Below are 23,833 nucleotides of genomic sequence, written 5' to 3'. Positions count from 1 at the left end.
ATTAACGAACCATGTCTTTGATTGATAAATTTCGCGTGACCTGCGACGGACTGGTTATCGAACCAGCCGCGCCAGCCGACTTTGAGCGAGTCGGCAACCTCACCGTTGACGCCTACCTGGCGGCCGGGCACTTCGACGACCCCCAGCACGAGTACATGCAGTTCGTCCGCAGGGTCGCGGACCGCGCGGCCAAGGCGGAAGTCTACGTGGCCCGTCGCGAGGGCGCGGTCATTGCCTCCATGACCCTGGTTCCCTTCGGCAGCGAATATGCCGACATCGCCCGCGCAGGCGAACTGGAGATCCGCATGCTCAGCGTGGATCCCGCGGCGCAGCGTTCGGGTGCAGGGAAGGCCATGGTGCTTGCCGCGATCGAGCGCGCACGGCAGCTTCCGGGGGTGCAGACGGTCTCGCTGACCACCGGAGGAAACTGGACCGCGGCCCGGGCCCTTTACGAATCCCTGGGATTTGCGCACTGCGCGCAGCGCGACTGGTACGTGCCCAATACCGAGATCCTGCTGGTCGTTTACACCATGGATCTCGGTTAACGGTCATGTCATTGTTGGTTCTCAGGGCCGGGCCATAGAATGGCGCCATGAGTGCACTTCGCCGAAAAGTCATTGCCCTGTCAGTTGCGAGCCTTGTTGCAGGCACCCTGAGCGCCTGCAGTTCAGCCCCTGCAGACCCGGCTCCGTCGGCAGACGCGCTGGCCGCCGCGCTGAATTCCGGCGACTTCTCGGGTGTCGCGTTCAGCAACTCTGATGCGGCCGCGGCCGCGGCGACGCTGGACACGGCATTCGGCAAACTAGATGACATCAAGCGCACCAGCACCGTCAGTTCGGTGGCCACGGATGACCAGAAGCAGGACGGGGTCACCACCGCTACCGCTACCATCCAGACCGTCTGGGATGTGGATGAGACCGAGACGGATCTGAGCTACCAGACCCAGGCTGTCTGGCAATACGACGACGAAGGCAAGAGCTGGCAGCTGCGCTTCGACCCCTCGATCCTCGCGCCGGACATGGCCGAAGGCGACTTCCTGGCGGCCAGATTCGAGCCAGGCCAGCGCGGCAACATCACTGACGGTGAAGACAAGAACATTGTCACCGAGCGTCCGGTGATCAATGTCGGCATCGACAAGACCCGGGCGACCAGCGATGAATGGGCATCCTCGGCAAAGGCGCTGGCCAAGCTCGTGGACATCGACGAAGACGCCTTCGTGGCCAAGGTCAAGGCCGCCGGCGAGAAAGCCTGGGTGCAGGCCATCGTCCTGCGCGATGACGCAACCCGCGAGGTCACCGACGAACAGATCGCCAAAATCCCGGGAGCCGTCGGGCAGGCCGACCAGATCCCGCTCGCTCCTACCCGCTCCTTCGCCCGGCCGCTGCTCGGCTCGGTCGGCGAAGCCACCGCGGAAATCGTCGAGAAGTCCGAGGGCAAGATCCATGCAGGGGACCAGGTAGGCCTCTCCGGCTTGCAGGCAACCTACAACGACACCCTCTCGGGCACCGCAGGGGTAACCATCTCACGCTACAACGCGGCCCAGGAAGCCCAGTCAGAGCTGTTCTCCAGCAACCCGGTGGACGGCAAGGACGTGCAGCTGACGCTGGACCAGGACCTGCAGAAAGAAGCCGACGATCTGCTGCAGGAGGCCGAATCCAACTCGGCCATCGTGGTCATCCGGCCGTCCGACGGCGCGGTGCTTGCCGCATCCTCCGGCCCGGTGTCCTCGGGACTGAACACCTCAATGCAGGGGAAATATGCCCCGGGCTCATCCTTCAAGGTCATCAGCGCCCTGGCAATGCTCCGTGACGGCGCGAGCGCCAGCACCAAATTCGACTGCAAGGCCACCACCGTGATTGACGGCAAGACCTTCAAGAACTTCGACGGCTACCCGGCCTCGGCACTGGGCAAAATCCCGCTGTCCGAGGCCATCGCCCAGTCCTGCAACACGGTCTTCGTCGACGAAGGCGAAAAGATCGGCGGAACCAAGCTGGCCGAGGCCGCGGCGGCCCTGGGGCTGACCGGTGAGGACGGCACCGGAGCCGGCGCGGTCCTCGGTTCGGTGCCCACCGATTCCACCGGAACCGAGCAGGCGGCGAACATGATCGGCCAGGGTGTGGTGGAAGCCTCGCCGCTGGGCATGGCGACTGTCGCAGCCTCCGTCCAGGCCAAACAAACCGTGTCACCCACGCTGGTGATCTCACCGGAACCCAAGGCGCCCGAAGCCGCAAAGTCCAAGCTCACCGAGAAGGAAGCCAGCGAGCTGGCCACGATGATGGCCGCCGTCGTCGACCACGGAACGCTCAAGGACCTGAAGGGCACCGGCACCGGGAAGATCATTGGCAAGAGCGGCACCGCCGAATACGACAGCGAGCGCAACGCCCACGCCTGGGCCATTGCCGCCCAGGGCGACATCGCTATTGCCGCCTTCGTCGAGGACGGCAACGGCGGAGCGCAGACCGCAGGTCCGCTGGTGAAGGACATGCTCAAGGCCGCGAGCAAGGAATAGGTCCGGATGGATGAAATCATCCAGCGCGGATACGCTGGGGATCAACCGCAGGCCAACAAGAAGTCAAAAACCCTCGGCATAGCCGAGGGTTTTTGCGTAGCCGAGCAATGCGAACCAACGCAGTCGATGATGCGAAGTGCATGCAGGGCAAGAATGCGCGGCTTCGGAGGAATCCTGCCTAAGCGGCGGGCCGTGACGGCGTGCCGCGCGAGCGAAGTTTCGCTTCCATGAAGTGGGAATTCGCTCGGACCCGGATGAAAGCTAGTTCCTGTCGTTCAGGGCATAGCTAAGGATCTCGCCGGTTTCGACATCCTGCACGATCACCGAATCGAAATCATCAATTTTGCCTGTATCGATTAGAACGCGGAGATAGTCATTTGGCACGCTAGTGTGTCCAACGGGGTCAGAACTCGTGGTTGGCTCCAGCCCCAGCCATTGGGCAACGCTGTGCTTGTTGTTCTCCTGCTGCAACACGGCGTTGGCCGGCGCTACTGCCACCGTCGTCAGAGCCACCAGCGCGGTAGCGAGAATGCCTGCAGAAGCTTTGAATTTCAGTGCCATGTGCGTATGTCCTTGGGATGTAAAACCGGAGTTGACCAGATGTTGCAAGCCTATGCTGGGTCGGTGGTAGAACTGCGTAGCGGGCGTGTACCGTGTGTCGAACTGCAGCGCCACCGTTCCGGTTCCTCAGGCGCCAGTGGAGAAATACTCATCGGCCAGCAGGCCGTACACCAGCTGGTCGTGGAACTTCCCATCGTGGAAGTACGCTCCACGCTCCCGGCCTTCCAAAATGAAGCCCGACTTCTCGTAGGCGCGCTTGGCGCGCGAGTTGAACGCAGCGACCTTCAGGGCGACTCGGTGCAGACCCAATTCCTTGAAACCATAACCGCACATGAGTTTCACCGCGCGGGTTCCCAATCCCTTGTCCACGTATTCCGGGCCGATCATGATGGACAGGTCGGCGGCGCGATGGGGGAGCGTGCCGCCGTACAACGTCACATGACCCACCAGGGCACCGGTGGCTGTCTCGAAAATGCTGAAGCCTGCCTCGCCGCTCTCCGGCCGATTAACGCACCAGGACGCAAACATGTCCGCCAGATGCTGGGATGGGCGGGGCTTGATGACCCTTTGCTGCAACACGGCCCACCGCGGATCGTTCCACCACGGTGCTAGCACCTCGAAGTCCTCCGGTTCGGACTCGCGCAGTACCACTGCATCGTCTTCCAGCAGCGTTGTCCCGTAGTCCTGGGCTTGCTGCCCGGTGGTCCACTCGCAGTTAGTTTCCATGCAGTCTATGCTAGGCATAAACGTCCTGGCTCCTAATCATTTGGTGCAGTGCTTGTGCCAAAACAACCCACCTGAAAGTCGATGCGCATGGGAATCATCTACAACACGACGATGAAGCCGAGCAAAAACGAGCTGGTTGAAGACTGGCTGGTCCGCCAGGATTTCTTCACCGGCAAGAAGAAGCCGCAGCTCATCCACGTCGGGGGGTTCCGGCTGGAAGACCCTGCCGGGGAGGTCGGCATCGAGTTCCGTCTTTTTGCGGATAACGCCGATCTGAGCGACGTCATCTACCACGTACCGCTGACCTACCGGGACGCGCCGTTGCCCGGGGCCCAGAAGTACCTACTGGGTACCAGCGAGCATGGCATCCTCGGCACCCGCTACATCTACGACGCCGAAGGAGACCCGGTCTTCACCGCGCAGCTGCAGGCGTTCGCCGACGGCAAGGCCGTCCCGCAGCACCACACCGAATCCTTCATGGACGAACCGCGGGTCGCCCTGACCAAGGACGCCGCCGGAAAGAAGCTGCAGATCATCCGCCGTCCGGTGCGCTTGGCCGGAGCCCAGTCCGGGGTCGTGGGATATTGGGAGAACGCCCTGGGGCAGGACCTGACCGGTTTGGTATTGCGCACAGCGTAGCTGATGCGCCACATTACGGCCTGATGGCAGTCCGGCACGGGATAGACTTGTCTATGAAACCCATCCGCCCATTCTAGGGAGATATATGTCTGCCATCAGCCGTGAGGACCTTGTGCACCTGGCACAGTTGGCCCACATCGAGATGAGCGACGCAGAGCTGGACAAGATGACCGGTGAACTCGACGCTATCGTCGGTGCCATCGCGTCTGTCAGCGAAGTCGCCTCCTCCGACATTCCAGCAACCAGCCACCCGATCCCGCTGACCAACGTCCTGCGCGAGGACGTGGTGGGCCAGACGCTGAGCATTGACGACGTGCTGCTCAACGCGCCGGATTCGGACTCGGATCGCTTCAAGGTCCCGGCAATTTTGGATGGTGAATAATCCACGTGAACGAACTGATTAAGCTCTCCGCCGCCGAACTGGCAGCCAAGCTGCGCGCCGGCGAAACCACCTCCGTGGAAGCCGTCCAGGCGCACCTGGACCGCATCGCCGAGGTCGACGGCACCCTGAACGCCTTCCTGCACGTTAACGCCGAGGAAGCGCTCGCCGTGGCCGCAGAGGTGGACGCCATCCGCGCCGCCGGCGGCGCCGAAGCCGAAGCGCTGCACCCGCTGGCCGGCGTGCCGATCGCCATCAAGGACCTGATCGTCACCAAGGGCCAGCCGACCACCGCCGCATCCAAGATGCTCGAGGGCTGGATGAGCCCATACGACGCGACGGTGATTGAGAAGATCCGCGCCGCGAAGCTCCCGATGCTGGGCAAGACCAACCTCGACGAGTTCGCGATGGGTTCCTCCACCGAGCACTCGGCCTACGGCGTGACCCGCAACCCGTGGGACCTGGGCCGCATCCCGGGCGGCTCCGGCGGCGGCTCGGCAGCGGCCGTGGCGGCCTTCGAAGCTCCGCTGGCCCTGGGCACCGACACCGGCGGCTCCATCCGCCAGCCGGGCGCGGTCACCGGCACCGTGGGCGTGAAGCCGACCTACGGCGCGGTCTCGCGCTACGGCGCCATCGCCATGGCCTCCTCGCTGGACCAGATCGGCCCGGTGTCCCGCACTGTGCTGGACTCGGCGCTGCTGCAGGAACTGATCGGCGGGCACGACCCGAAGGACTCCACCTCGCTGCCGCAGGACCTCGAAGGCCTGGTGGCCGCCGCGCAGACCGGCGCCGCCGGCGACCTGTCCGGTGTGCGTGTTGGCGTCATCAAGGAATTGCAGGGCGAGGGCTACCAGAAGGGCGTGCAGGCGCGCTTCAACGAGTCCCTTGAGCTGCTCAAGAACGCCGGCGCGGAAATCGTTGAGGTTTCCTGCCCGAACTTCAAGTACGCGCTGGGCGCCTACTACCTGATCATGCCTTCCGAGGTCTCCTCGAACCTCGCCAAGTTCGACGGCGTGCGCTTCGGCCAGCGTGTGCTGCCGACCGAGGGCCCGCTCACCATTGAGCGCGTCATGGGCGCCACCCGCGCCGCCGGCTTCGGCGACGAGGTCAAGCGCCGCATCATCCTGGGCACCTACGCCCTGAGCGCCGGCTACTACGACGCCTACTACGGTTCGGCCCAGAAGGTCCGCACCCTGATCCAGCGCGACTTCGACGCCGCGTTCGAGCAGGCCGACGTGCTGATCTCCCCGACCGCTCCGACCGTGGCTTTCGAGCTCGGCGCGAACGACAACGACCCGGTTGCCATGTACCTCAACGACGTGGCCACCATCCCGGCAAACCTCGCCGGCGTCCCGGGCATCACCGTGCCCGGCGGCCTGTCCGAGGGCCTGCCGGTGGGCATCCAGTTCCTGGCTCCGGCCTACGAGGATGCCCGCCTGTACCGTGCCGGTGCCGCACTGGAGACCCTGCTGGAAAAGCAGTGGGGCCACACCCTCATCTCGCAGGCACCAGCCATTGACACCGCTTCGATCGCGCAGGAGGCCTAGGGAATCATGAGCAACTACACCGATGAACTAGTCGATTTCGACGAGGCCCTGGATCGCTATGATCCGGTGCTGGGCTTCGAAGTCCACGTGGAGCTGAACACCAAAACCAAGATGTTCTCCGACGCCCCGAACGCCTTCGGCGACGCCCCGAACACCAACGTCACCCCGGTGGACCTGGGCCTGCCAGGCGTGCTGCCGGTGGTCAACAAGACCGCCGTGGAGTACTCCATCCTGATCGGCCTGGCGCTGAACTGCCAGATCGCCGAAAAGTGCGGTTTCGCCCGAAAGAACTATTTCTACCCGGACACCCCGAAGAACTTCCAGACCTCCCAGTACGATGACCCGATCGCCCATGACGGCTGGCTGGACATCGAGCTGGAGGACGGCGAGGTCTTCCGCGTGGAGATCGAGCGCGCCCACATGGAGGAGGACGCCGGCAAGCTGACCCACATGGGCGGCGCCGCAGGCCGCATCCAGGGCGCCGACTACTCGCTGGTCGACTACAACCGCGCCGGCGTGCCGCTGGTGGAGATCGTGACCAAGCCGATCGTGGGCGCCGGCAAGCGCGCCCCGGAGCTGGCCCGCGCCTACGTGGCAGCGATCCGCGAGATCGTGAAGAACCTGGGTGTCTCGGACGCGAAGATGGAACGCGGCAACGTGCGCTGCGATGCCAACGTTTCGCTGATGCCGAAGGACGCCGAGAAGTTCGGCACCCGAACCGAGACCAAGAACGTGAACTCGCTGCGCGCGGTGGAGCACGCCGTGCGTTTCGAGATCGAGCGCCACGCGGCAGTGCTGGATTCCGGGAACAAGATCGTCCAGGAAACCCGCCACTGGCATGAGGACACCCGCTCCACCACCTCGGGCCGTCCGAAGTCGGATGCGGATGACTACCGCTACTTCCCGGAGCCGGACCTGGTGCCGATCGTCACCACCGCCGAATGGGTCGAGGAGCTGCGCTCCCGCCTGCCGGAGCCCCCGGCAGACCGCCGCAAGCGGCTGAAGGCCGAGTGGGGCTACGCGGACAAGGAGTTCCGCGACGTCGTGAACGCCGGCGTGCTGGACGAGATTGAGGCGACCATCGCCGCCGGTACCTCCGCCGCCGTGGCCCGCAAGTGGTGGATGGGCGAGATCGCCCGTCTGGCCAAGGCCGCCGAGAAGGAGATCGCGGATCTGGGTGTCACGCCGCAGACCATCGTTGAGCTGAACTCGCTGATCGAAGCGAAGAAGATCAATGACAAGATCGCCCGCCAGGTCCTGGAATTCGTGCTGGCAGGGGAGGGCTCCCCGGCGGAGATCGTCGAGAAGCGCTCGCTGGCAGTCGTGAACGACGACGACGCGCTGGGCAAGGCCGTGGATGACGCCATCGCGGCCATGCCTGACGTGGTCGAGAAGATCAAGGGCGGCAAGATGCAGGCCATCGGTGCGCTGATGGGCCCGGTCATGAAGGCCACCCGCGGCCAGGCCGACGCCGGTCGCGTCCGCGAGATCGTAATGGAGAAGCTGGGCCTCTAAGGTTCGCTGCTCAAACAACTGAGGCTCCCGTTTCCGTCGCTGACGGAAATGGGAGCCTCGTTTGTTGAATCGGATCAGAGGGGCGCGACAGTAATGCTGTTGAGCGTTCCGCCCTGGACGAATCCGTCGACATTGACCGCGACTTCTTCGAAAGCGTTCAAATGTCCCGTGGCCGAATCGAAGATGAACGAATACCGGTAGGTCAACGTATCGGTGGGTTCGCTGTCCCGCAGCAATTGCCTCCGGGCACCTTGGAAGTCATCGCAATTCCCGCCGACGTGGTCGGGTGCGATGACACTGGGACGAACAATCGGCTGAAAACCACGGATGATCTTGACCGTACTTCCTGCGTCATCCCGATCAAGCTGCTGCAAATCACCCGGTAAGCCCGTCCGCTCCGACCATTTGGCCCCAGCGGATCGGGTCATCACCAGGTCTGCATTAGGATTGCTGGATGACCACCGCCCAACCACTTTCGGGTTTTCCCGAGGCTGAAACGTCCATCGATCTGGCCCTCGTGGAGCGGCTGGTCGCTAGCCAGGCGCCGAAGCAGTGGGTGCGGCTTCCCATCTCCTACCTGGCCACGGGATGGGACAATGAGGTCTATCGGCTGGGGGAGCGGCTGCTGGTGCGCGTGCCCCGCCGGGCCTTGGCCGCGCAGCTGGCCGAGCGCGAACGGCTATGGTTGGACCGGGCCGCGGCCGACAGCGGACTGGATCTGAGTGCGCCGCTGTTTTCCGGGATGCCGACCGCGGAATATCCCTGGAGCTTCTCCATCTGCCGTTATGTTCCCGGAGTGAGTGCAGCCGGCATTTCCCGTGTCCAACGTGACCACTATGCGCGGCAATTTACGGGATACCTGCGCTCCCTGCACGCAGTGGCCCCGCCAGAGGCGCCGCGCAGCGCCTTCCGCGGAAGGCCGTTGCGGGAGCTGGACGATGCAACCCGCGGACGCATTGAGCTGCTGCCCACCGCGCAACGGCCAGCAGCCCAGTCCATCTGGGAAGCCGGGCTGAAGGCCGCCGAATACAACGGACCGGCACACTGGCTCCACGGTGATCCGCACCCGCACAACACCATCGTCCAGAACGGGCCGGACGGTTTCGAACTAGCTGCGCTGGTGGACTTCGGCGATCTGTGCGCGGGCGATCCCTCGTCGGATCTGGGCATGCTGTGGCTGCACTTCAGCGCGGATAGCCGCGACAGCGCGCTGGCCGAGTACGGGGTCCTCAAAGGCAGTGACACGTGGCTGCGGTCCCGGGCTTGGGCCCTGCGCTACGCCATGCTCACCTCACCGCTGGGACCCGATGACCCGCTGGGAAGAATCGGCCTGGAAACTCTGCGGGGGCTGCTTCGACACTAACTAGTCGCCCGGCGCATTGCGAAAGAAAGCATCGCAGATGACAGAATGATGAGAGTCTTCCTTTGCCAGAGTGCGAGGTCAGAGAGAAAGGTGCCCTTGCCATGACCCGCAGGTCAGATCCGGCTCGTGCCAGGAATTTCGCGTCGGTGCTCCAGGAAATCTTCGCGGAGCCCGGGCGCTCGCGCAAGGACATCGCGAATGCCATCGGCATCAGCGCCGCCTCGGTGACCAGCATTGCCGCCAGCCTTCTGGAACATCGGCTGATCAGCGAATCTGCCCCGGTCGCCGCGGGGCAGGGCCGTCCGAGGGTTCCGCTGAGCGTTGACACCGACTCGAACCTGGTTATGGGGATCCACCTCGGCCCGCGAGTCACGGGTATCGTGCTGACCGGGCTGGACGGAGTTGCCAAAGCCTCCGTGCTCGTCCCGCACTCGGGGATGACCGCAGCAGAGGCCTTTGAACTGGTGATCGCCCAGGCAGAGACACTGGTCGCGGACCATGCCGACGGACGGCCGGTCTTGGGCACCGGGGTGGCTACCGGAGGCATCGTAGATCGGGAGCAAGGGCTGATCGTCGAGAACGCCGGAGCCGGATGGTCGCAGGTTCCTGCGCAGCGGATGCTCGAAGCCCTTCCCCAACCGCTGGTCCTGGATAACAACGCCCGCGCCGCAGCCCAGTCCGAGTTGTTCTACGGGCAAGGCGCCAAGGAATCCGACTTCCTGCTGATGGTGATTACCTCCGACCTCGGGGCCGTACTGGTCAGCGACGGCCAGATCCGGGCCGGGCGTTCCCAGCATGCGGGAAACATCGCCCACATCCAGGTTGACGCAGCTGGCTATCCCTGCGCCTGCGGCCGGCGAGGCTGCCTGCAGGTCATGGCCACCGATGAAGCGACCGTGCGCCGTGCCCATGATCTCAATCGCACCGACGTCATTAACTACGGAGACATCGACCGGCTTTATGATGCCGGGGATGCCCAGATTCGGCAGCTCGTGGCACAGCGCGACGGCTATGTCGCCACGGCCGCCGCCCTGCTGTTCGACCTGCTGGACCCGGGGCTGCTGGTGATCGCGGGAACGCCTGCCGAGCGGCCGGAAACCCTGGCGCACGTGCAGCGGACTGTTACCGAGAAGTCCGTGCAGCAAGGAGTTGCCGGGCAGCGTGTGGTGTACTCCAGCGACCACGAGCTTTCGCTGTCGATTTTTGCCGCGAGCATTATGGTCAACGAGGTGTTGAGCAGTCCTTTGGCGTTCATCGAGAACCTGCAGCAGCTGGTTAGCGCTAAGTAATTTTTTTCCTGTTCTTGACATCACACCCCTGTCATGTTTACTTTATTTCATAAAATAAATAAATGTGACGGCAGCAACACCTCGGCGAACAGGCCTGGAATGCCGCATGTAGGAGGAAACAGGATGAAGCAATCCAGGAAATTGGCGCTTGTCGCCGGCGCCGCATCGCTGATGCTCGCCGCGACCGCCTGCTCGGGCTCCGGCAGCCAGGCCGCGTCTGGCAACGGCTCGGACATCGCGACCTTGTCGTTCATGACCAGCGAGCCGAAGAGCATCGTTCCGCAGAAGGATCCGGGAAGCCAGATCGGCATGGCGCTGTGCGCCAACCTGATGGAAGTCAATGTCGAGAGCCAGGAGCTCGAACCGCTGGCCGCCAAGTCCGTGTCCAGCGATGACGCCAAGGTCTGGGACATCGAACTGCAGGACGGGTGGACCTTCCATGACGGAACGCCGGTCACCGCGAACTCCTTCGCCGACGCCTGGAACGCCACCGCCACCGGCGCTAACGCCTGGCAGGGCAACGGAACCTTCGTCTCCTTCGCGGGCTATGACGAGCTGAACCCGCTGGACGGCTCCACGGCGAAGGCCACCGAACTGTCCGGCGTGAAGGTCGTGGACGACACCCACCTGACAGTGACCCTCAAGGCCCCGAACCGTGATTTCCCGGCAATCCTGAGCACCAACCCGACCTGCCCGATGCCTGAAAGCGCCTTCGACGACGAGGCAGCCTACGATGAGGCGCCGGTTTCCAACGGCCCGTACAAGTTCGTTTCCTGGGACCACAACCAGCAGGTCGTCATGGAGAAGTGGGACGGATTCAAGGGCGCTGCCGGCTTCTCCGGCGGCGCGCAGCAGCTGGTCGGAAAAATCTACACCTCGATCGACCCCGCCTACACCGACATGACCGCCGGCAACCTGGACATGATCCGCAACGTGCCTGCCACCATGGTCGACAAGGCCAAGAGCCAGCTGGGCGAGGAATCGCTGTTCGAGGTCAAGATCGGCTCCAAGCAACAGACCCTGCAGATCCCGGCCTATGTCGACGAGCTGTCCTCGAAGGCGCTGCGCGACGCCGTGTCGATGTCCATCGACCGGGAGGCCATCGCGACCTCGCTGCTCAAGGGCCATGCCCAGCCATCGGATTCGCTGGTGCCTCCGGCGCTGGACTCCTACGTTGAAGGCTCCTGCGACGCCTGCACCTTCGATCCTGAGAAGGCCAAGAAGATCCTGGCCGATGACGGCGGATTCGACGGCACCCTGGTCATCGAAAGCAACTCCGCTTCGGACCAGCAGCTGGTCCAGGCCATCGCCAAACAGATCCAGGACAACCTGGGCATCAGCGTGCAGATGAAGCCGATGCTCGGCACCGAGCTCTCGGAGCGCCGCAACAGCCAGAAGCTCGAAGGCGCCGCCTTCGGTTTGTGGGGCTGGTCCTACAAGTCTTCGGACCAGTACCTGAGCCAGTATGAAACCGGCGGCGACGGAAACCTCGCCACCGCCTACTCCAACCCGAAGGTCGACAAGCTGCTCCAGGCAGCCCGCGCCGAAATGGACGACGCCAAGTCGGCCGAGCTGTTCAAACAGGCCGAAGCGATCATCATCAAGGACCTGCCGGCCATCCCGCTGTTCATCCCTACCGACTACGGACTGCAGTCCAAGTGCGCCGTGCTCAACGACGTCCAGGGCGACCTACAGTACTACCGCGCCGGCTACGGCTGCTAGCACGAACCGTGACAGGAAGCCGGGCGCCGGAAATGATTTTCCGGCGCCCGGCTTGCCGGAAACACACAGACAAAAGGGGTACCCAATGCTGGGTTATACCGTACGGCGCATCCTGCAGATGATCCCGGTGCTGCTGGGCGCCACCTTCATCATCTACGCACTGACATTCTTGATGCCCGGCGATCCGATTTCCGCGCTGACCGGCGAGCGCCCGCTGCCGGAGGCCACGGTGGCGCAGATCCGCCAGGCCTACCACCTGGATGACCCGTTCATCATCCAGTACGGAAACTACATCCTGGGCGTCTTCCGCGGAGACTTCGGCATCGACTTCTTCGGCCGTCCGGTGCTCGACCTGATCCTCGAACGCCTCCCCGCGACCTTCGCCTTGGCCATGACCGCCTGGGTGCTCAAGCTGTTCGTCGGCCTGATCATCGGAGTCTACGGCGGACTGCGCCGCGGCCAGGCAGGAGACCATTTCGCTTTGGTATTCACGGTGCTGTTCATGGGTGTTCCCGGGTTCGTGATCGCCCTGGGCGCGCAGACCTACTTCGGGGTGCACCTTGGCTGGGTGGATCCGGCCGGCATCCGCGCGGGCTGGCCCATGGCCTTCATCCTGCCGGCGCTGGTCATGGCCCTGGAAGCGGCCGCCGGCCTGGCCCGGCTCACGCGCACCTCGCTGGTGGACGTGCTGCGGGCCGAATACCTGCGCACCGCCAAGGCCAAGGGCCTTTCGCCCAAGCGCATCATCTGGGGCCATGCCCTGCGCAACGCGATGATCCCGGTGGTCACCTACCTGGGCTTGAGCCTGGCCGGAATGCTCGGCGGCGCGGTGATCATCGAGGCGATCTTCAACATCCCGGGCATCGGGGGACTGATGGTCAGTTCCATCAACAACAAGGAAGGCACCATCGTGGTCGGCATCGCCACCCTGCTGGTGCTGGTGTACCTGGTCTTCAACCTGCTGGTTGACCTGACCTACGGCTTGATCGACCCACGGGTGAGAATATGAGCACGACAACAACGGTTAATCCCCTCGACGGCGCCAAGGCAGTGGACCGCGCCCCGGACAAGGTGCGCGGCGCCCACCGACGCTGGTGGCTGAAACCGCGCTTCGTCATTTCGGGCGCCATCGTGCTGCTGATGATCGTGATGGCCGCGTTCCCTCAGCTGTTCACCGGATTCGGTCCGGGTCCAACCGAGAACTGCGACATCCTCAAGTCCAACCAGCCACCCAGTGCCGAGCACCTGTTCGGCATAGACATCCAGGGCTGCGACTACTACACCAACGTCATCTACGGCGCCCGCGCCTCGATCCTGGTGGGCATCGTGGTCTCGGCCATCGCCTTCGGCATCGCCGCCCTCGTTGGCGCCCTGGCCGGCTACTTCGGCGGCTGGGTGGATGCGGTGATTTCCCGCATCTGCGACATGGCCTTCGGCCTGCCCTTCATCCTCGCCGCCATCGTGGTGCTGCAGCTGTTCGGCGAACGCAATGTCTGGACCGTGATTTTCGCGCTTGCCCTGTTCAGCTGGCCCGGCGGCGTGCGCTTCATGCGCTCTTCCGTGCTGGAGGTGCGCAACCGCGAATACGTGCAGGCCGCCCGCCTGCTCGGCGCCGGCAACGGCCGTATCCTGCGCAAGCACATTGTGCCCAACGCGATCACCCCGCTGCTGGTGTTGCAGACCCTTGGTGTGGGCGGCATGATTTCCGCCGAGGCCGGTCTGACCTTCATCGGCATCGGCCTGACCCCGCCGGCGGTCTCCTGGGGCCTGCAGCTGGCGGCAGCCCGTGAGTATATCGATGCGGCGCCGCACCTGCTGATGTTCCCGGCGATCTTCCTGACCATTACCGTGCTCGGTTTCGTCCTCTTCGGCGAGGCCATGCGCGATGAATTCGACCCGAAGGGCAAGTGATGAACAAGCCGCATGAAGCAGCACCGTCATTGCTGGAGATCAAGGACCTCCGGGTGGAATTCGCAACCCGCCAGGGGGTGGCGACCGCGATCAACGGGGTCAACCTCTCGCTGCAGCGCGGGCGCTCGCTGGGAATCCTGGGCGAGTCGGGTTCCGGCAAGTCGGTGACCGCCCGAACCATCATGGGCCTGCTGGATACTCCTCCGGCGCGGGTGACCCATGGGCAGATCCTGCTCAACGGGGAAGACCTGTTGGCGGTCAGCGCCAAGCGCCGGCGCAGCCTGAACGGCGCCAGCGTGGCCATGGTGTTCCAGGATGCGCTCAGCGCGCTGAACCCGGTGCATCCGGTGGGACGCCAGATCGGCGAGCTGTACCGGGTGCATCGTGGCTACAGCCGGGCGGCGGCCAAGCGGGCGGCCATCGAGATGATGGACCGCGTGCGCATCCCGGCCGCGGCCAAGCGCGTGAACGACTATCCGCACCAGTTCTCCGGCGGCATGCGCCAGCGCATCGTGATCGCCATGGCCTTGGCCCTGGATCCGGAACTGCTGATCGCCGACGAGCCGACCACCGCGCTGGACGTCACGGTCCAGGCACAGATCCTTGAACTGCTCAAGGAACAGCAATCGGAAAACAACATGGGGCTGATCCTGATCACCCACGACATTTCGGTGGTCCGCGAGGTGACCGACGAGGTGGCAGTCATGTATGCAGGACGCATCATCGAGCGTGGCCCGACCGCCGAGGTGCTGGCGCATCCGGCGCACCCCTACACCCGGGGCCTGGCCGCGTCCATCGCTAGCGAAGAGCTCAAGGGGCAGCAGCTGCCTGCCATCCCGGGCAGCCCGCCGGATCTGCTGCGCCTTCCGCAGGGCTGCTCCTTCGCCGCCCGCTGTCCGCTGGCCGACCAGGCATGCACGGCCACGATTCCCGTCCTGCAGCCAGTTGCGCTGCAGCGCGACACCGCGTGCTTCAAATCCGAGGAGGTGCTGGTCCATGCTTAATACCCAGCTTGAACAACAGCCGAAGGATTCAGTCCAAGGCCCGCTCATGGAGCTTCGCGGCGTCAAGATGCACTACCCGGTGGCCCGGGCGATGCCCTTCGGCCCGCGCAAGACCGTCAAGGCCCTGGACGGGGTGGACCTGGAAATCCGGCAGGGCGAAACCCTTGGCATCATCGGGGAAAGCGGCTGCGGCAAGTCCACGCTGGCCCGCGTGCTGAGTGGACTGGAGAAGCCCACCGAGGGACAGGTCCTGTTCGAAGGCCAGGACATCAACACCCTGCACGGAGCTGAACGGGCGCAGATGCGCCGGAACATCCAGCTGATCTTCCAGGACCCCTACGCCTCGCTCAATCCGCGCATGACGATCGAGCAGATCCTCATGGAACCCTTCGAAATCCACCCCGACGCCGTGCCGCGGTCCGGGAGGCGGGCCAAGATCGCCGAACTGATGGAACTGGTGGGGCTGAATCCTGACCATCTGGAACGCTATCCGCACAACTTTTCCGGCGGGCAGCAGCAACGCATCGGCATCGCCCGCGGCATCGCGCTGAATCCCAAGGTGCTCATCTGCGACGAGGCGGTCTCCGCCCTGGACGTTTCGGTGCGCGCGCAGGTGGTGAACCTGCTGGCCTCGCTGCAGCAGGAACTGGGGTTGAGCTACGTGTTCATCGCCCATGACCTGCAGATCGTGCGGCATATTTCCGACACGGTGGCCGCCATGTACCTGGGACGCGTCATTGAAACCGGCACCTACGACCAGGTCTACGACCGCAGCGCGCACCCCTACACGCAGGCGCTGCTGTCCGCCGCGCCGGAGCTTCGCCAGGAGCCAGGCAAGTCCCGGCAGCTGATCATGCTGCAGGGCGACCCGCCGTCTCCGATCGATCCGCCCAGCGGCTGCCGTTTCCACACCCGCTGCCCCGTGGCCCGCCCATCCTGCGCCACCGCCGAGCCGGGCCTCGACCCGGTGGGCGAGGGCCATGCGGCACGGTGCTTTTTCCCCGGGCCTATTGGCCCGACCAACAATTAGTCAGAGCGCACCGACAGGTGACGACAAGGAGAATTCCCATGGATCTTAAAGTTGGAATCGTAGGCTTCGGCCTGCGTGCTTCCCTGCACCGCTATCTGCAGCGCCCCGGCGAGGGCAGCGTGGTGAGCATGGTGTGCGACATCAGCGAACGCGGCCGTGCCGATGCCGCGCAGGCCCTGCCCGAGGCGCTGATCACCGCCGAGCTGGACGAGCTGCTGGCAGCTGACCTCGACGCGGTCCTGGTGCTCACCCCTGATTTCACGCACCGCGAGGTGGCGGTCCGCACCCTGGAGGCGGGCATCCCCACCTTCGTGGAAAAGCCGCTGGACATCACGTTGGAGGCGGCAGATGACATCCTGGCCACCGCGCAGCGCACCGGAACCCGGTTGTACGTGGGCCACAACATGCGCCACATGCCCGTGATCTGGCAGATGAAGCAGCTGATCGACTCGGGTGCCATCGGCGAGGTCAAGGCCGTGTGGTGCCGGCACTTCGTGGGCAACGGCGGGGACTACTACTTCAAGGACTGGCACGCCGAACGCCGCTACGCCAACACCCTGCTGCTGCAGAAGGGCGCCCATGACATCGACGTGATCCACTGGCTGGCCGGGGGCTACAGCACCCAGGTCTCCGGAGTCGGGGCACTTGCCGTCTACGGCGGGGTACAGGACCGCCGGGACAATGCCGACCGGCGCATGCGCGACTGGTTCTCCCTGGAGAACTGGCCTCCTGCCGAACAGCGCGACCTGAACCCGAACCTGGACGTTGAAGACCTATCCATGGTGCAAATGAAGCTGGACAACGGAGTGCTCGCCTCCTACCAGCAGTGCCACTTCACCCCCGACTACTGGCGCAACTACACGGTGATCGGCACCGAGGGGCGGCTGGAGAATTTCGGCGACGGACCGGGAGACTTCATCCATGTCTGGAACACCCGCACCACCCACGGTTTCGCCGAACCGGATGTGAAGGTGGAAATTCACGGCGACGAGGAAGGGCACGGCGGCGCGGACCCGAACCTGATCGCCGAATTCCTGCGTTTCGCCCGTGAAGGGGGAGCCACCGAGACCTCACCGCTGGCGGCCCGCGCAGCGGTGGCCGTGGGGGACCTGGGCGCCCGCTCGCTGCGCGATCAGGGGCAGACGCTGCAGATCCCTTCCCCGGACCAGGACGTGGTGCGCTACTTCGAAGCCGGCCAGCAGGCCGAAGCAGTCAAATAGCCGGAAAATGACCGCAGGGCTCGGTGAACCGGACGGTTCACCGAGCCCTGCGTTGTCGTTTTGGCCCGTCGTGCTACTCGACCTCTATGGCCAGTTCCGCCAGCTGGTCCATGTGGGTGAAGATCCTGCTGGCACCGGCCTGGCGCAGTGACTCGGGGTCGGTGCTGGTCGGACCGCCGGAGGAATATCCGTAGACCGTCGCCCCGGCGCCGACTCCGGCAGTCACGCCCGTGGCGGTGTCCTCGATGACCAGCGCCTCTCGGGGATCTATGCCCAGCGCTGTGGCGGCCGCGAGGTACACGTCCGGGGCCGGCTTGCTGCGCGGGAACTCCATGCCGCTGAACACCCGGTCGCCGAAATACTGGTCGAGCCCGGTCAGTTCCAGCTGCATTTCCACCTTGGCGCGGTCCGCGCCGGTGACGCAGGCGATCTTCGAGCCGTAGACGCTGGCGACCGCCGCCACGGCCTGGGCGGACCCTTCCACCGGGCGCAGCTGCGTGCGCAGCGCCTGGTCGCGCCGGGCCCGGAACTGCGCCAGCCAGGCATCGTCGATGCGTACCCCTGTGTGCTGGTAGATCGGTTCCCACTGGTCCTTCAGCGCCTTGCCGATGAAGATCTTGATGCTCTCTTCCATGCTGATCTCCCAGCAGTTTTCCCGCAGGATGTCCCGCAGGACGGAGTTGGTGATGAGCTCGGAGTCCACCAGGACCCCGTCGCAGTCGAAGAGGACGGCGGAGAATTTCTGCTGCAAGGCGTGGGATTCCCATTCGATTAGAAGACGTGGAGAGTGTTTGACCGCGGATTGCAGGAGCAACACTGGGGCAGCGGGCATTCGCCGCCGCCTAGAACAAGATTAGTTTGTTCCCGGGCACCACGCTGTTCCATCAGCGCCAGCCCACTTGCCTCCGCTCCGGCCGCTGTTTTGTTCCGGCCTGCGATGGATGGAGCGGAACCTTACGAATAGGCGGCGATTCGGCGGTCCAGTTCGTTGCGCACCTGCGGCCACTCCGTCTTCAAGATCGAGAAGACCACGGTGTCGCGCAGCGATCCGTCCGGCATCCGACAATGGGCCCGCAACACTCCGTCCTGCTTGGCGCCCAAGCGGCTGATGGCCATGCGCGACTGGAAATTCATCCAGTGCGTGCAGAACACCACGACTTCGCAGCCCAGCGTTTCAAAGGCGTAGCCCAGCAACAGGCGCTTGCTCTCGGCATTGGCCCCTGAACCGTGGGTGCTGGCGGCGTTCCAGGTGTAGCCGATCTCCACGCGGGGCAGTCCGAGGTCGATGCCGCAGTAGGTGGTCATGCCTATAATCCTGCCGGGCAATCCGGTAGCGGGATCATTGAGTCGGGTGGTGAAGGCCAGCATTGAGCCTTCCGACTGCCTCGCCAGGCGCTTGCGGATTTCTTCGCGCATGTCTCCGGGACGCGGTACCGAGGTATACCAGAGGTTCCACAGTTCGCCGTCGCTGGCTGCCTGTACCAGATCGTCATGGTGGTCCATGGACAGCGGCTCGAGGGTGACATGGGTGCCGCGCAGGGTGACGGGGTCAAGGATTTTCATGCGAATACTGTACGTGCTGAGAAATCTCTGCGGCACCCCTGCGCGTCTACGTTCTCCCGGGCGGAAGGCAAACGCCGGACCGGGGACCGGTTCATTCGGTGCCCTTCGGATGATCCGCAGACGAAGCCGGTGAGCGCATCATTATTGCCCCGCCTGCCGCCGCCACCGCGCAGGCGACTGCTAGTGCGCCCAGGCCCAAGGGCAGCGTCGCCGCCCCGGCCACCAGCCCCACGAGGATCGGGCCCCCGGCATCTCCGACCTCCCGCCCGAGCTCGGCGCTGCCCATGGTGCGCCCCATGCGTTCTGGCGGCGTGGTTGCGGCGAGTCGGGCAAATCCTAGTGGCGTAATCAGCCCGACCCCGAGGCCGATTGCCGCGGCGCCAAGCAGAATCACCGGCAGGGACGGGACCACCGCGAGCAGAGCTACTGCGGCAAGCAGCAGTGCTGCGCCGGCGGATATCAGGGTATTGACCCGTTGCGGGGCAGAATCGTGGATCCGTCCGGTCAGAGGTTGCACGAGGGCAGATATGACGGCGAGGATGCTGACAGCGCCCATGCCGATGATCGGGTCAGCACCGAGTCGGGCTGCTAGCAACGGGATGAAACCCACCGCGACGCCCAAAACCGCGGTGGCAACGGCCAACAGGAGTACTGGTCCGAGGAATGCCGGCGCCGTGGATTGTTTCACAATATCTGCCAGCGTGGAACAGTGTTTCGGCAGGACCGGCACGGAAGGCATTGAGATGGCCGTCCACAGGGATGCGACCAGTGAGAGCCCAGCCAGCACCAGGAACAGTGCCGGCAAGCCCGCCCACGTGATGAGGGCCGCTCCGAGCAGCGGGCCGCCGGCATACCCGAGCCCCTTCCACGAACCGTATTTGCCAAAGTAGCGTCCAGCGAGAAAAGGCCCCACCAGCCGGGCAACGGCCGAGGAAGAAGCGGGGGAGAAGCCTGCGGCGGCCGCACCTTGGGCCAGCCTCGCTAGGGCGAGCAGCAACGGTGATGCGGCGAAGACGCCGAGCAGCGAGGCCGCCGCGAAAACCAGCAGTCCTCCCACGATTACCGGCTTCACGCCGACCCGGTCGCTTAGCGTGCCGAAGACGGGTTTCAGGATCACCTCGGCGATGTCATATGTCGCCAGGATCAAGCCGAGCGTGGCAAAGGCCAGCCCGAGATTCTCCGTTTCGGTGCCCAGCGCAGCAGCAACGCCGTGGGCGCCGAATGCCGTCGTGAATCCCGCCAAGTACAGCGGACCCAATCCGCCCTTCTGATCAACCACGCACCCAGCGTAACCATGGTGGATTGGCGTGGACGAGAGGAAACGGATGAATTCTTGGCACGTTACGCGAAGGAAATCGGCGTGGCACGGGCCATCGGCGGCGTTCGCCAAGCAGGTCCGTCGCAGTGGATTTCCTCAGAGCCCCCAGCGCGCGCTGAATTCGTCGAATCCAGAGCGCGAGGAGCTCTTGAACATGTGCATTCACCTCGGGCTGCATGTACGCGTGAAGCTATCCTCCGACAAGCTCTTGGATGGTCTGCCGGATCGCTTCAACGACAGCCACGACGGGCTCTCGATAAAGATGCTCCGCGCGGATCAAGACGTCGATTTGTCGACCTGCTGAAAGGTCTTTGATTGGTCGTAAAGTCACCGTGTCGTCCAGGGATTTCCGCGCGGTATAGCGAGGCAGGATCCCGAGGCAGCCGCTGGCCTCGATCAGCGACCCTGCGGTGGCGTAGTCGTTGACCCGATGCTCGACCGTCGGTGCACGGCCGGCCAGGGCGGCAATCGTTTCCAAGACGTCGGCAGGGGAGTAGCCGGATCTCGACACAACCCAGCGCTCGCCGATCACCTGTTCCGGAGAGAGCTCTTCGAACGCTGCCAGCGGGTGATCCCGGTGCAGCGCGATATCCAAGGGCTCGAAGGCCAGCGGGATGACTGCCACATGGTTTTGCGGCCACGGCGCGGTGTGGGGCATGCGGTGCGCCAGCACCAGGTCGTAGGCGGATGTCAGCGCAGGGAAGTCCTGTTGCGAGACATCTTCGTCGGAAAACCTCAGGGGTGGCAGCGAGCGCTCCGTCCACGTCAGCAGCGGGGCGAAGATCGTCTGGCCGATGGAATGGAATCCTGCGACCTTGACGGGGGTCTGCCGGTCCTGATCCTGCGCCTGGATCTTCGCCGAAGCCTCGGCCAGGGTCGAGGCGACCTGCGCCGCGGCCGAAGCCAGCAGCCTGCCTTCGGCGGTCAGAACCAGGCGCCGGCCGTCCTTCATGGTCAATGGTGCCGCGAAATTGCGCTGGAGCTGGGCCAGATGCTGGGAAACGGCCGAGGGGGAGACGTAGAGTGCCTTGGCTACGGCGTTGACGCTTCCCAGGTCCTCCAATTCGCGCAGGATTCTCAGCTGATGTAATTCCATGAAGTAAATACTAAATCGTCAGATCAGTATTTCGATGATCAACTAAGGTGTCATCCGTGCTTGGTCGGTGCGACACTTGAACTGATCCCACCATTCGTGCTCATGACGCAGCTTCTTGATCAAAGGAATCCCTGATGAAAGCCTTGTACAAGTCCGGACCACACGCCGGTTTGGAACTCGTTGAACGTCCGGAGCCGGAAGTAGGCGTCCACGACGTCAAGATCCGCGTCATGACCACCGGCATCTGCGGCACCGACCTGCACATCGAAGCCTATGACGAAGCCGCCAAGGCCATGATCAACACCCCGCTGGTCCCGGGCCACGAGTTCTACGGCGAGGTTGTCGAGGTGGGCGACTTCGTGCATAACGTCAAGGTCGGGGACCGCGTCTCCGGCGAAGGCCACGTGGTGTGCGGGCTTTGCCGCAACTGCCGCGCCGGCCGCAAGCACATGTGCATCAACGTCAGCTCCGTCGGCGTGCAGCGCGACGGCGCCTTCGCAGAATTCGTCTCCATCCCGGAGAGCAACGTCTACGTGCACCGCGACGAACGCATCACCCCGCTGCTGGGCGCCATCTTCGACCCCTTCGGCAATGCCGTGCACACCGCCTTGCAGTTCCCGATGGTCGGCGAAGACGTACTGATCACCGGCGCCGGACCGATCGGCCTGATGGCCGCCGCAGTGGCCCGCCACATCGGCGCCCGCAAGATCGCCATCACCGACATCTCCGAGCAGCGTCTGGAGCTGGCCAAGACCATGGGCGTGGACCTGGCGGTCAACGTCGCCAAGCAGCGTATCAAGGACGCCCAGGGCGAGCTGGGCATGATCGAAGGCTTCGACTACGGCATGGAGATGTCCGGTCACAAGACCGCGCTGCCGGAAATGATCGAGAACATGAACCACGGCGGCAAGATCTGCATGCTCGGCCTGCCCAGCGAGTCCATCGACATCAACTGGGGCAAGGTCGTCACCCACATGCTGACCCTGCGCGGCATCTACGGCCGCGAAATGTTCGAAACCTGGTATGCCATGAGCGCCATGCTCACCAGCTCCGAGCTGATGCGCGAGCGCATCTCCTCGGTCGTCACCGATTTCCTGCCGGCCAGCGAATGGCGGCAGGGCTTCGAGGCAGCCCGTGGCGGCCACGGAGGCAAGGTCGTGCTGGACTGGACAGTCTTCAGCAGCTAAGAATCGCTCGGATCAACAAGGAGTAATTGGGAATGTATACCGACCTCAAGGAACAGCTTGCCGGGGAACTGGATGAGCTGCGCACCGCGGGCCTGTTCAAGGCCGAACGCCACATCGACTCGGCGCAGTCCGCGTCCATCCTGGCCGGCTCGCTGGGCCAGGACTCCCGCAAGGTGCTGAACTTCTGCGCCAACAACTACCTGGGGCTGGCCGACGACCCGCGCATCATCGAGGCCGCCAAGCAGGCCATGGACGAGCGCGGCTTCGGCATGGCTTCGGTCCGCTTCATCTGCGGCACCCAGGACCTGCACCTGGAACTGGAGTCCGCCGTCTCCAAATTCCTGGGCACCGAGGACACCATCTTGTTCTCCAGCTGCTTCGACGCCAACGGCGGCGTCTTCGAGTCGCTGTTCGGCCCGGAAGACGCCATTATCTCCGATGCGCTGAACCACGCCTCGATCATTGACGGCATCCGCCTGTCCAAGGCCGCCCGCTTCCGCTACGCCAACCAGGACATGGCAGACCTGGAAGTCCAGCTGCAGGCCGCGGCCGCCATGAACGACGGGGCCGGGGCACGGCGCACCATCATCGTCACCGACGGCATCTTCTCCATGGACGGCTACATCGCCCCGCTGGAAGCCATCTGCGACTTGGCCGAGCAGTACAACGCGCTGGTCATGGTGGACGACTCGCACGCCGTGGGCTTCATGGGCGCCACCGGCGCCGGCACCCCGGAGCATGCCGGGGTTTCGGACCGCGTGGACATCTACACAGGCACCTTCGGCAAGGCGCTGGGCGGCGCCTCGGGCGGCTACGTGTCCGGCCGCGGCGAAATCGTTGCGATGCTGCGCCAGAAGGCCCGCCCGTACCTGTTCTCCAACTCGCTGGCCCCGGCCATCGTGGCGGCGACGTTGAAGGCGCTGGAGCTCGTGGAGGGCTCCGGCGAGCTGCGCGAGAAGCTCTTCGCCAACGCAGCGCTCTTCCGCCGCCGCATGAGCGAGGAAGGCTTCGACCTGCTGGACGGGGAGCACGCCATCGTCCCGGTCATGTTCGGGGATGCGGTCAAGGCCGCAGAGGTGGCAGGCAAGATGCTGGAGCACGGCGTCTACGTGACCGCCTTCAGCTTCCCGGTGGTTCCGAAGGGCGCAGCGCGCATCCGCGTGCAGCTCTCCGCCGCCCACTCGGCCGAGGACATCGAGGCTTGCGTGCAGGCCTTCGTCGCCAGCCGCTGACCAGCTCGGTTGGCCCGGCGCC

General features: G+C 64.5%; 24 protein-coding genes. 17 read left to right on the top strand and 7 right to left on the bottom strand.

Annotated elements, in window-relative coordinates; all coding sequences use genetic code 11:
* The first annotated feature begins 11 nt into the window (after positions 1-11).
* From RF641_RS03830 to RF641_RS03820, 3 genes are read left to right on the top strand one after another with little or no spacing between them, the layout of a single operon-like run.
* Complete coding sequence (locus tag RF641_RS03830) at positions 12-545, top strand: GNAT family N-acetyltransferase (protein ID WP_424572533.1); 534 nt, start codon at positions 12-14, stop codon at positions 543-545.
* Positions 546-592: 47 nt separating this feature from the next.
* Positions 593-2,509, top strand: a complete 1,917-nt coding sequence (locus RF641_RS03825; protein WP_424572532.1) for a penicillin-binding transpeptidase domain-containing protein — start codon at positions 593-595, stop codon at positions 2,507-2,509.
* Positions 2,510-2,515: 6 nt separating this feature from the next.
* Positions 2,516-2,740 (top strand): hypothetical protein, encoded by a 225-nt coding sequence (locus RF641_RS03820; protein WP_424572531.1) that lies wholly within the window; start codon positions 2,516-2,518, stop codon positions 2,738-2,740.
* Between the two features lie 30 nt (positions 2,741-2,770).
* Here the strand turns inward: RF641_RS03820 and RF641_RS03815 are convergent, their stop codons facing one another.
* On the bottom strand, positions 2,771-3,070 hold the full coding sequence (locus RF641_RS03815) for a hypothetical protein (protein WP_424572530.1): 300 nt from the start codon (positions 3,068-3,070) through the stop codon (positions 2,771-2,773).
* A 126-nt stretch (positions 3,071-3,196) separates the two neighbouring features.
* A complete protein-coding gene (locus RF641_RS03810) occupies positions 3,197-3,796 on the bottom strand; it encodes a GNAT family N-acetyltransferase (RefSeq protein ID WP_424572529.1) in 600 nt (199 codons plus the stop codon).
* Between the two features lie 111 nt (positions 3,797-3,907).
* Between RF641_RS03810 and RF641_RS03805 the strand changes: the two genes are divergently transcribed.
* The 4 genes from RF641_RS03805 (at position 3,908) to gatB (ending at position 7,876) form a co-directional block, all read left to right on the top strand.
* Positions 3,908-4,435, top strand: a complete 528-nt coding sequence (locus RF641_RS03805; RefSeq protein ID WP_424572528.1) for a maltokinase N-terminal cap-like domain-containing protein — start codon at positions 3,908-3,910, stop codon at positions 4,433-4,435.
* 85 nt (positions 4,436-4,520) lie between these two features.
* Positions 4,521-4,817 (top strand): Asp-tRNA(Asn)/Glu-tRNA(Gln) amidotransferase subunit GatC, encoded by a 297-nt coding sequence (gatC, locus tag RF641_RS03800; RefSeq protein WP_047118529.1) that lies wholly within the window; start codon positions 4,521-4,523, stop codon positions 4,815-4,817.
* 5 nt (positions 4,818-4,822) lie between these two features.
* Positions 4,823-6,361 carry an Asp-tRNA(Asn)/Glu-tRNA(Gln) amidotransferase subunit GatA gene (gene gatA / locus RF641_RS03795; protein WP_424572527.1) on the top strand — a complete coding sequence of 513 codons (1,539 nt, stop codon included), beginning with the start codon at positions 4,823-4,825 and terminating at the stop codon, positions 6,359-6,361.
* Positions 6,362-6,367: 6 nt separating this feature from the next.
* Positions 6,368-7,876, top strand: coding sequence for an Asp-tRNA(Asn)/Glu-tRNA(Gln) amidotransferase subunit GatB (gatB, locus tag RF641_RS03790; RefSeq protein WP_047118531.1), 1,509 nt, complete (start codon positions 6,368-6,370; stop codon positions 7,874-7,876).
* Between the two features lie 74 nt (positions 7,877-7,950).
* Here the strand turns inward: gatB and RF641_RS03785 are convergent, their stop codons facing one another.
* The gene (locus RF641_RS03785) at positions 7,951-8,307 is read right to left on the bottom strand and encodes a hypothetical protein (RefSeq protein ID WP_424572526.1); all 357 of its coding nucleotides are present in this window, start codon (positions 8,305-8,307) and stop codon (positions 7,951-7,953) included.
* Positions 8,308-8,330: 23 nt separating this feature from the next.
* On the opposite strand from RF641_RS03785, the gene RF641_RS03780 reads away from it, so the two are divergent.
* The 8 genes from RF641_RS03780 (at position 8,331) to RF641_RS03745 (ending at position 17,415) form a co-directional block, all read left to right on the top strand.
* On the top strand, positions 8,331-9,239 hold the full coding sequence (locus RF641_RS03780; protein WP_052772281.1) for an aminoglycoside phosphotransferase family protein: 909 nt from the start codon (positions 8,331-8,333) through the stop codon (positions 9,237-9,239).
* A 101-nt stretch (positions 9,240-9,340) separates the two neighbouring features.
* Positions 9,341-10,528, top strand: coding sequence for an ROK family protein (locus RF641_RS03775; protein ID WP_082123823.1), 1,188 nt, complete (start codon positions 9,341-9,343; stop codon positions 10,526-10,528).
* A 123-nt stretch (positions 10,529-10,651) separates the two neighbouring features.
* A complete protein-coding gene (locus RF641_RS03770) occupies positions 10,652-12,250 on the top strand; it encodes a peptide ABC transporter substrate-binding protein (protein WP_047118534.1) in 1,599 nt (532 codons plus the stop codon).
* A gap of 85 nt (positions 12,251-12,335) precedes the next feature.
* Positions 12,336-13,259, top strand: coding sequence for an ABC transporter permease (locus RF641_RS03765; RefSeq protein ID WP_047118535.1), 924 nt, complete (start codon positions 12,336-12,338; stop codon positions 13,257-13,259).
* Positions 13,256-14,161 carry an ABC transporter permease gene (locus RF641_RS03760; protein ID WP_052772282.1) on the top strand — a complete coding sequence of 302 codons (906 nt, stop codon included), beginning with the start codon at positions 13,256-13,258 and terminating at the stop codon, positions 14,159-14,161. Before RF641_RS03765 ends, RF641_RS03760 begins: the two co-directional genes overlap by 4 nt.
* A complete protein-coding gene (locus RF641_RS03755; protein WP_047118537.1) occupies positions 14,161-15,165 on the top strand; it encodes an ABC transporter ATP-binding protein in 1,005 nt (334 codons plus the stop codon). The genes RF641_RS03760 and RF641_RS03755 overlap by 1 nt, the downstream gene beginning before the upstream one ends.
* Positions 15,158-16,195, top strand: a complete 1,038-nt coding sequence (locus RF641_RS03750; protein ID WP_047118538.1) for an ABC transporter ATP-binding protein — start codon at positions 15,158-15,160, stop codon at positions 16,193-16,195. The genes RF641_RS03755 and RF641_RS03750 overlap by 8 nt, the downstream gene beginning before the upstream one ends.
* 38 nt (positions 16,196-16,233) lie before the next feature.
* Positions 16,234-17,415 carry a Gfo/Idh/MocA family protein gene (locus RF641_RS03745; protein ID WP_424572525.1) on the top strand — a complete coding sequence of 394 codons (1,182 nt, stop codon included), beginning with the start codon at positions 16,234-16,236 and terminating at the stop codon, positions 17,413-17,415.
* A gap of 73 nt (positions 17,416-17,488) precedes the next feature.
* Here the strand turns inward: RF641_RS03745 and RF641_RS03740 are convergent, their stop codons facing one another.
* The 4 genes from RF641_RS03740 to RF641_RS03725 form a co-directional block, all read right to left on the bottom strand.
* Positions 17,489-18,166, bottom strand: a complete 678-nt coding sequence (locus RF641_RS03740; RefSeq protein WP_047118540.1) for an HAD family hydrolase — start codon at positions 18,164-18,166, stop codon at positions 17,489-17,491.
* Between the two features lie 203 nt (positions 18,167-18,369).
* Positions 18,370-18,978: a GNAT family N-acetyltransferase gene (locus RF641_RS03735; RefSeq protein WP_047118541.1), complete on the bottom strand. Its 609-nt coding sequence runs from the start codon at positions 18,976-18,978 to the stop codon at positions 18,370-18,372.
* Between the two features lie 91 nt (positions 18,979-19,069).
* Positions 19,070-20,257 carry an MFS transporter gene (locus tag RF641_RS03730; RefSeq protein ID WP_424572524.1) on the bottom strand — a complete coding sequence of 396 codons (1,188 nt, stop codon included), beginning with the start codon at positions 20,255-20,257 and terminating at the stop codon, positions 19,070-19,072.
* A 229-nt stretch (positions 20,258-20,486) separates the two neighbouring features.
* Complete coding sequence (locus tag RF641_RS03725) at positions 20,487-21,392, bottom strand: LysR family transcriptional regulator (protein WP_424572523.1); 906 nt, start codon at positions 21,390-21,392, stop codon at positions 20,487-20,489.
* Between the two features lie 134 nt (positions 21,393-21,526).
* Here RF641_RS03725 and tdh point away from each other — a divergent pair, with 134 nt between their 5' ends.
* Both tdh and RF641_RS03715 read left to right on the top strand, forming a co-directional pair.
* Complete coding sequence (gene tdh / locus RF641_RS03720; protein WP_424572522.1) at positions 21,527-22,579, top strand: L-threonine 3-dehydrogenase; 1,053 nt, start codon at positions 21,527-21,529, stop codon at positions 22,577-22,579.
* 32 nt (positions 22,580-22,611) lie between these two features.
* Complete coding sequence (locus RF641_RS03715; protein ID WP_424572521.1) at positions 22,612-23,811, top strand: glycine C-acetyltransferase; 1,200 nt, start codon at positions 22,612-22,614, stop codon at positions 23,809-23,811.
* Positions 23,812-23,833 lie beyond the last annotated feature (22 nt).

It is taken from the genome of Arthrobacter sp. 'calajunan' (genome assembly GCF_046940185.1).
GTDB lineage: Bacteria > Actinomycetota > Actinomycetes > Actinomycetales > Micrococcaceae > Glutamicibacter > Glutamicibacter soli.
Note: the sequence above shows the minus strand (reverse complement) of the source record. Positions and strands in the feature narration are given on the sequence as shown.

Bases quoted from the DNA above. Each gene is read 5' to 3' on its own strand.
- RF641_RS03810 (WP_424572529.1), bottom strand. From the start codon at position 3,796: ATGGAAACTAACTGCGAGTGGACCACCGGGCAGCAAGCCCAGGACTAC.
- RF641_RS03830 (WP_424572533.1), top strand. From the start codon at position 12: ATGTCTTTGATTGATAAATTTCGCGTGACCTGCGACGGACTGGTTATC.
- RF641_RS03775 (WP_082123823.1), top strand. From the start codon at position 9,341: ATGACCCGCAGGTCAGATCCGGCTCGTGCCAGGAATTTCGCGTCGGTG.
- RF641_RS03725 (WP_424572523.1), bottom strand. From the start codon at position 21,392: ATGGAATTACATCAGCTGAGAATCCTGCGCGAATTGGAGGACCTGGGA.
- RF641_RS03770 (WP_047118534.1), top strand. From the start codon at position 10,652: ATGAAGCAATCCAGGAAATTGGCGCTTGTCGCCGGCGCCGCATCGCTG.
- RF641_RS03745 (WP_424572525.1), top strand. From the start codon at position 16,234: ATGGATCTTAAAGTTGGAATCGTAGGCTTCGGCCTGCGTGCTTCCCTG.
- RF641_RS03815 (WP_424572530.1), bottom strand. From the start codon at position 3,070: ATGGCACTGAAATTCAAAGCTTCTGCAGGCATTCTCGCTACCGCGCTG.
- RF641_RS03755 (WP_047118537.1), top strand. From the start codon at position 14,161: ATGAACAAGCCGCATGAAGCAGCACCGTCATTGCTGGAGATCAAGGAC.
- gatB (WP_047118531.1), top strand. From the start codon at position 6,368: ATGAGCAACTACACCGATGAACTAGTCGATTTCGACGAGGCCCTGGAT.
- RF641_RS03715 (WP_424572521.1), top strand. From the start codon at position 22,612: ATGTATACCGACCTCAAGGAACAGCTTGCCGGGGAACTGGATGAGCTG.
- RF641_RS03805 (WP_424572528.1), top strand. From the start codon at position 3,908: ATGAAGCCGAGCAAAAACGAGCTGGTTGAAGACTGGCTGGTCCGCCAG.
- RF641_RS03750 (WP_047118538.1), top strand. From the start codon at position 15,158: ATGCTTAATACCCAGCTTGAACAACAGCCGAAGGATTCAGTCCAAGGC.
- RF641_RS03765 (WP_047118535.1), top strand. From the start codon at position 12,336: ATGCTGGGTTATACCGTACGGCGCATCCTGCAGATGATCCCGGTGCTG.
- RF641_RS03820 (WP_424572531.1), top strand. From the start codon at position 2,516: ATGGATGAAATCATCCAGCGCGGATACGCTGGGGATCAACCGCAGGCC.
- tdh (WP_424572522.1), top strand. From the start codon at position 21,527: ATGAAAGCCTTGTACAAGTCCGGACCACACGCCGGTTTGGAACTCGTT.
- RF641_RS03735 (WP_047118541.1), bottom strand. From the start codon at position 18,978: ATGAAAATCCTTGACCCCGTCACCCTGCGCGGCACCCATGTCACCCTC.
- gatC (WP_047118529.1), top strand. From the start codon at position 4,521: ATGTCTGCCATCAGCCGTGAGGACCTTGTGCACCTGGCACAGTTGGCC.
- RF641_RS03760 (WP_052772282.1), top strand. From the start codon at position 13,256: ATGAGCACGACAACAACGGTTAATCCCCTCGACGGCGCCAAGGCAGTG.
- RF641_RS03780 (WP_052772281.1), top strand. From the start codon at position 8,331: ATGACCACCGCCCAACCACTTTCGGGTTTTCCCGAGGCTGAAACGTCC.
- RF641_RS03825 (WP_424572532.1), top strand. From the start codon at position 593: ATGAGTGCACTTCGCCGAAAAGTCATTGCCCTGTCAGTTGCGAGCCTT.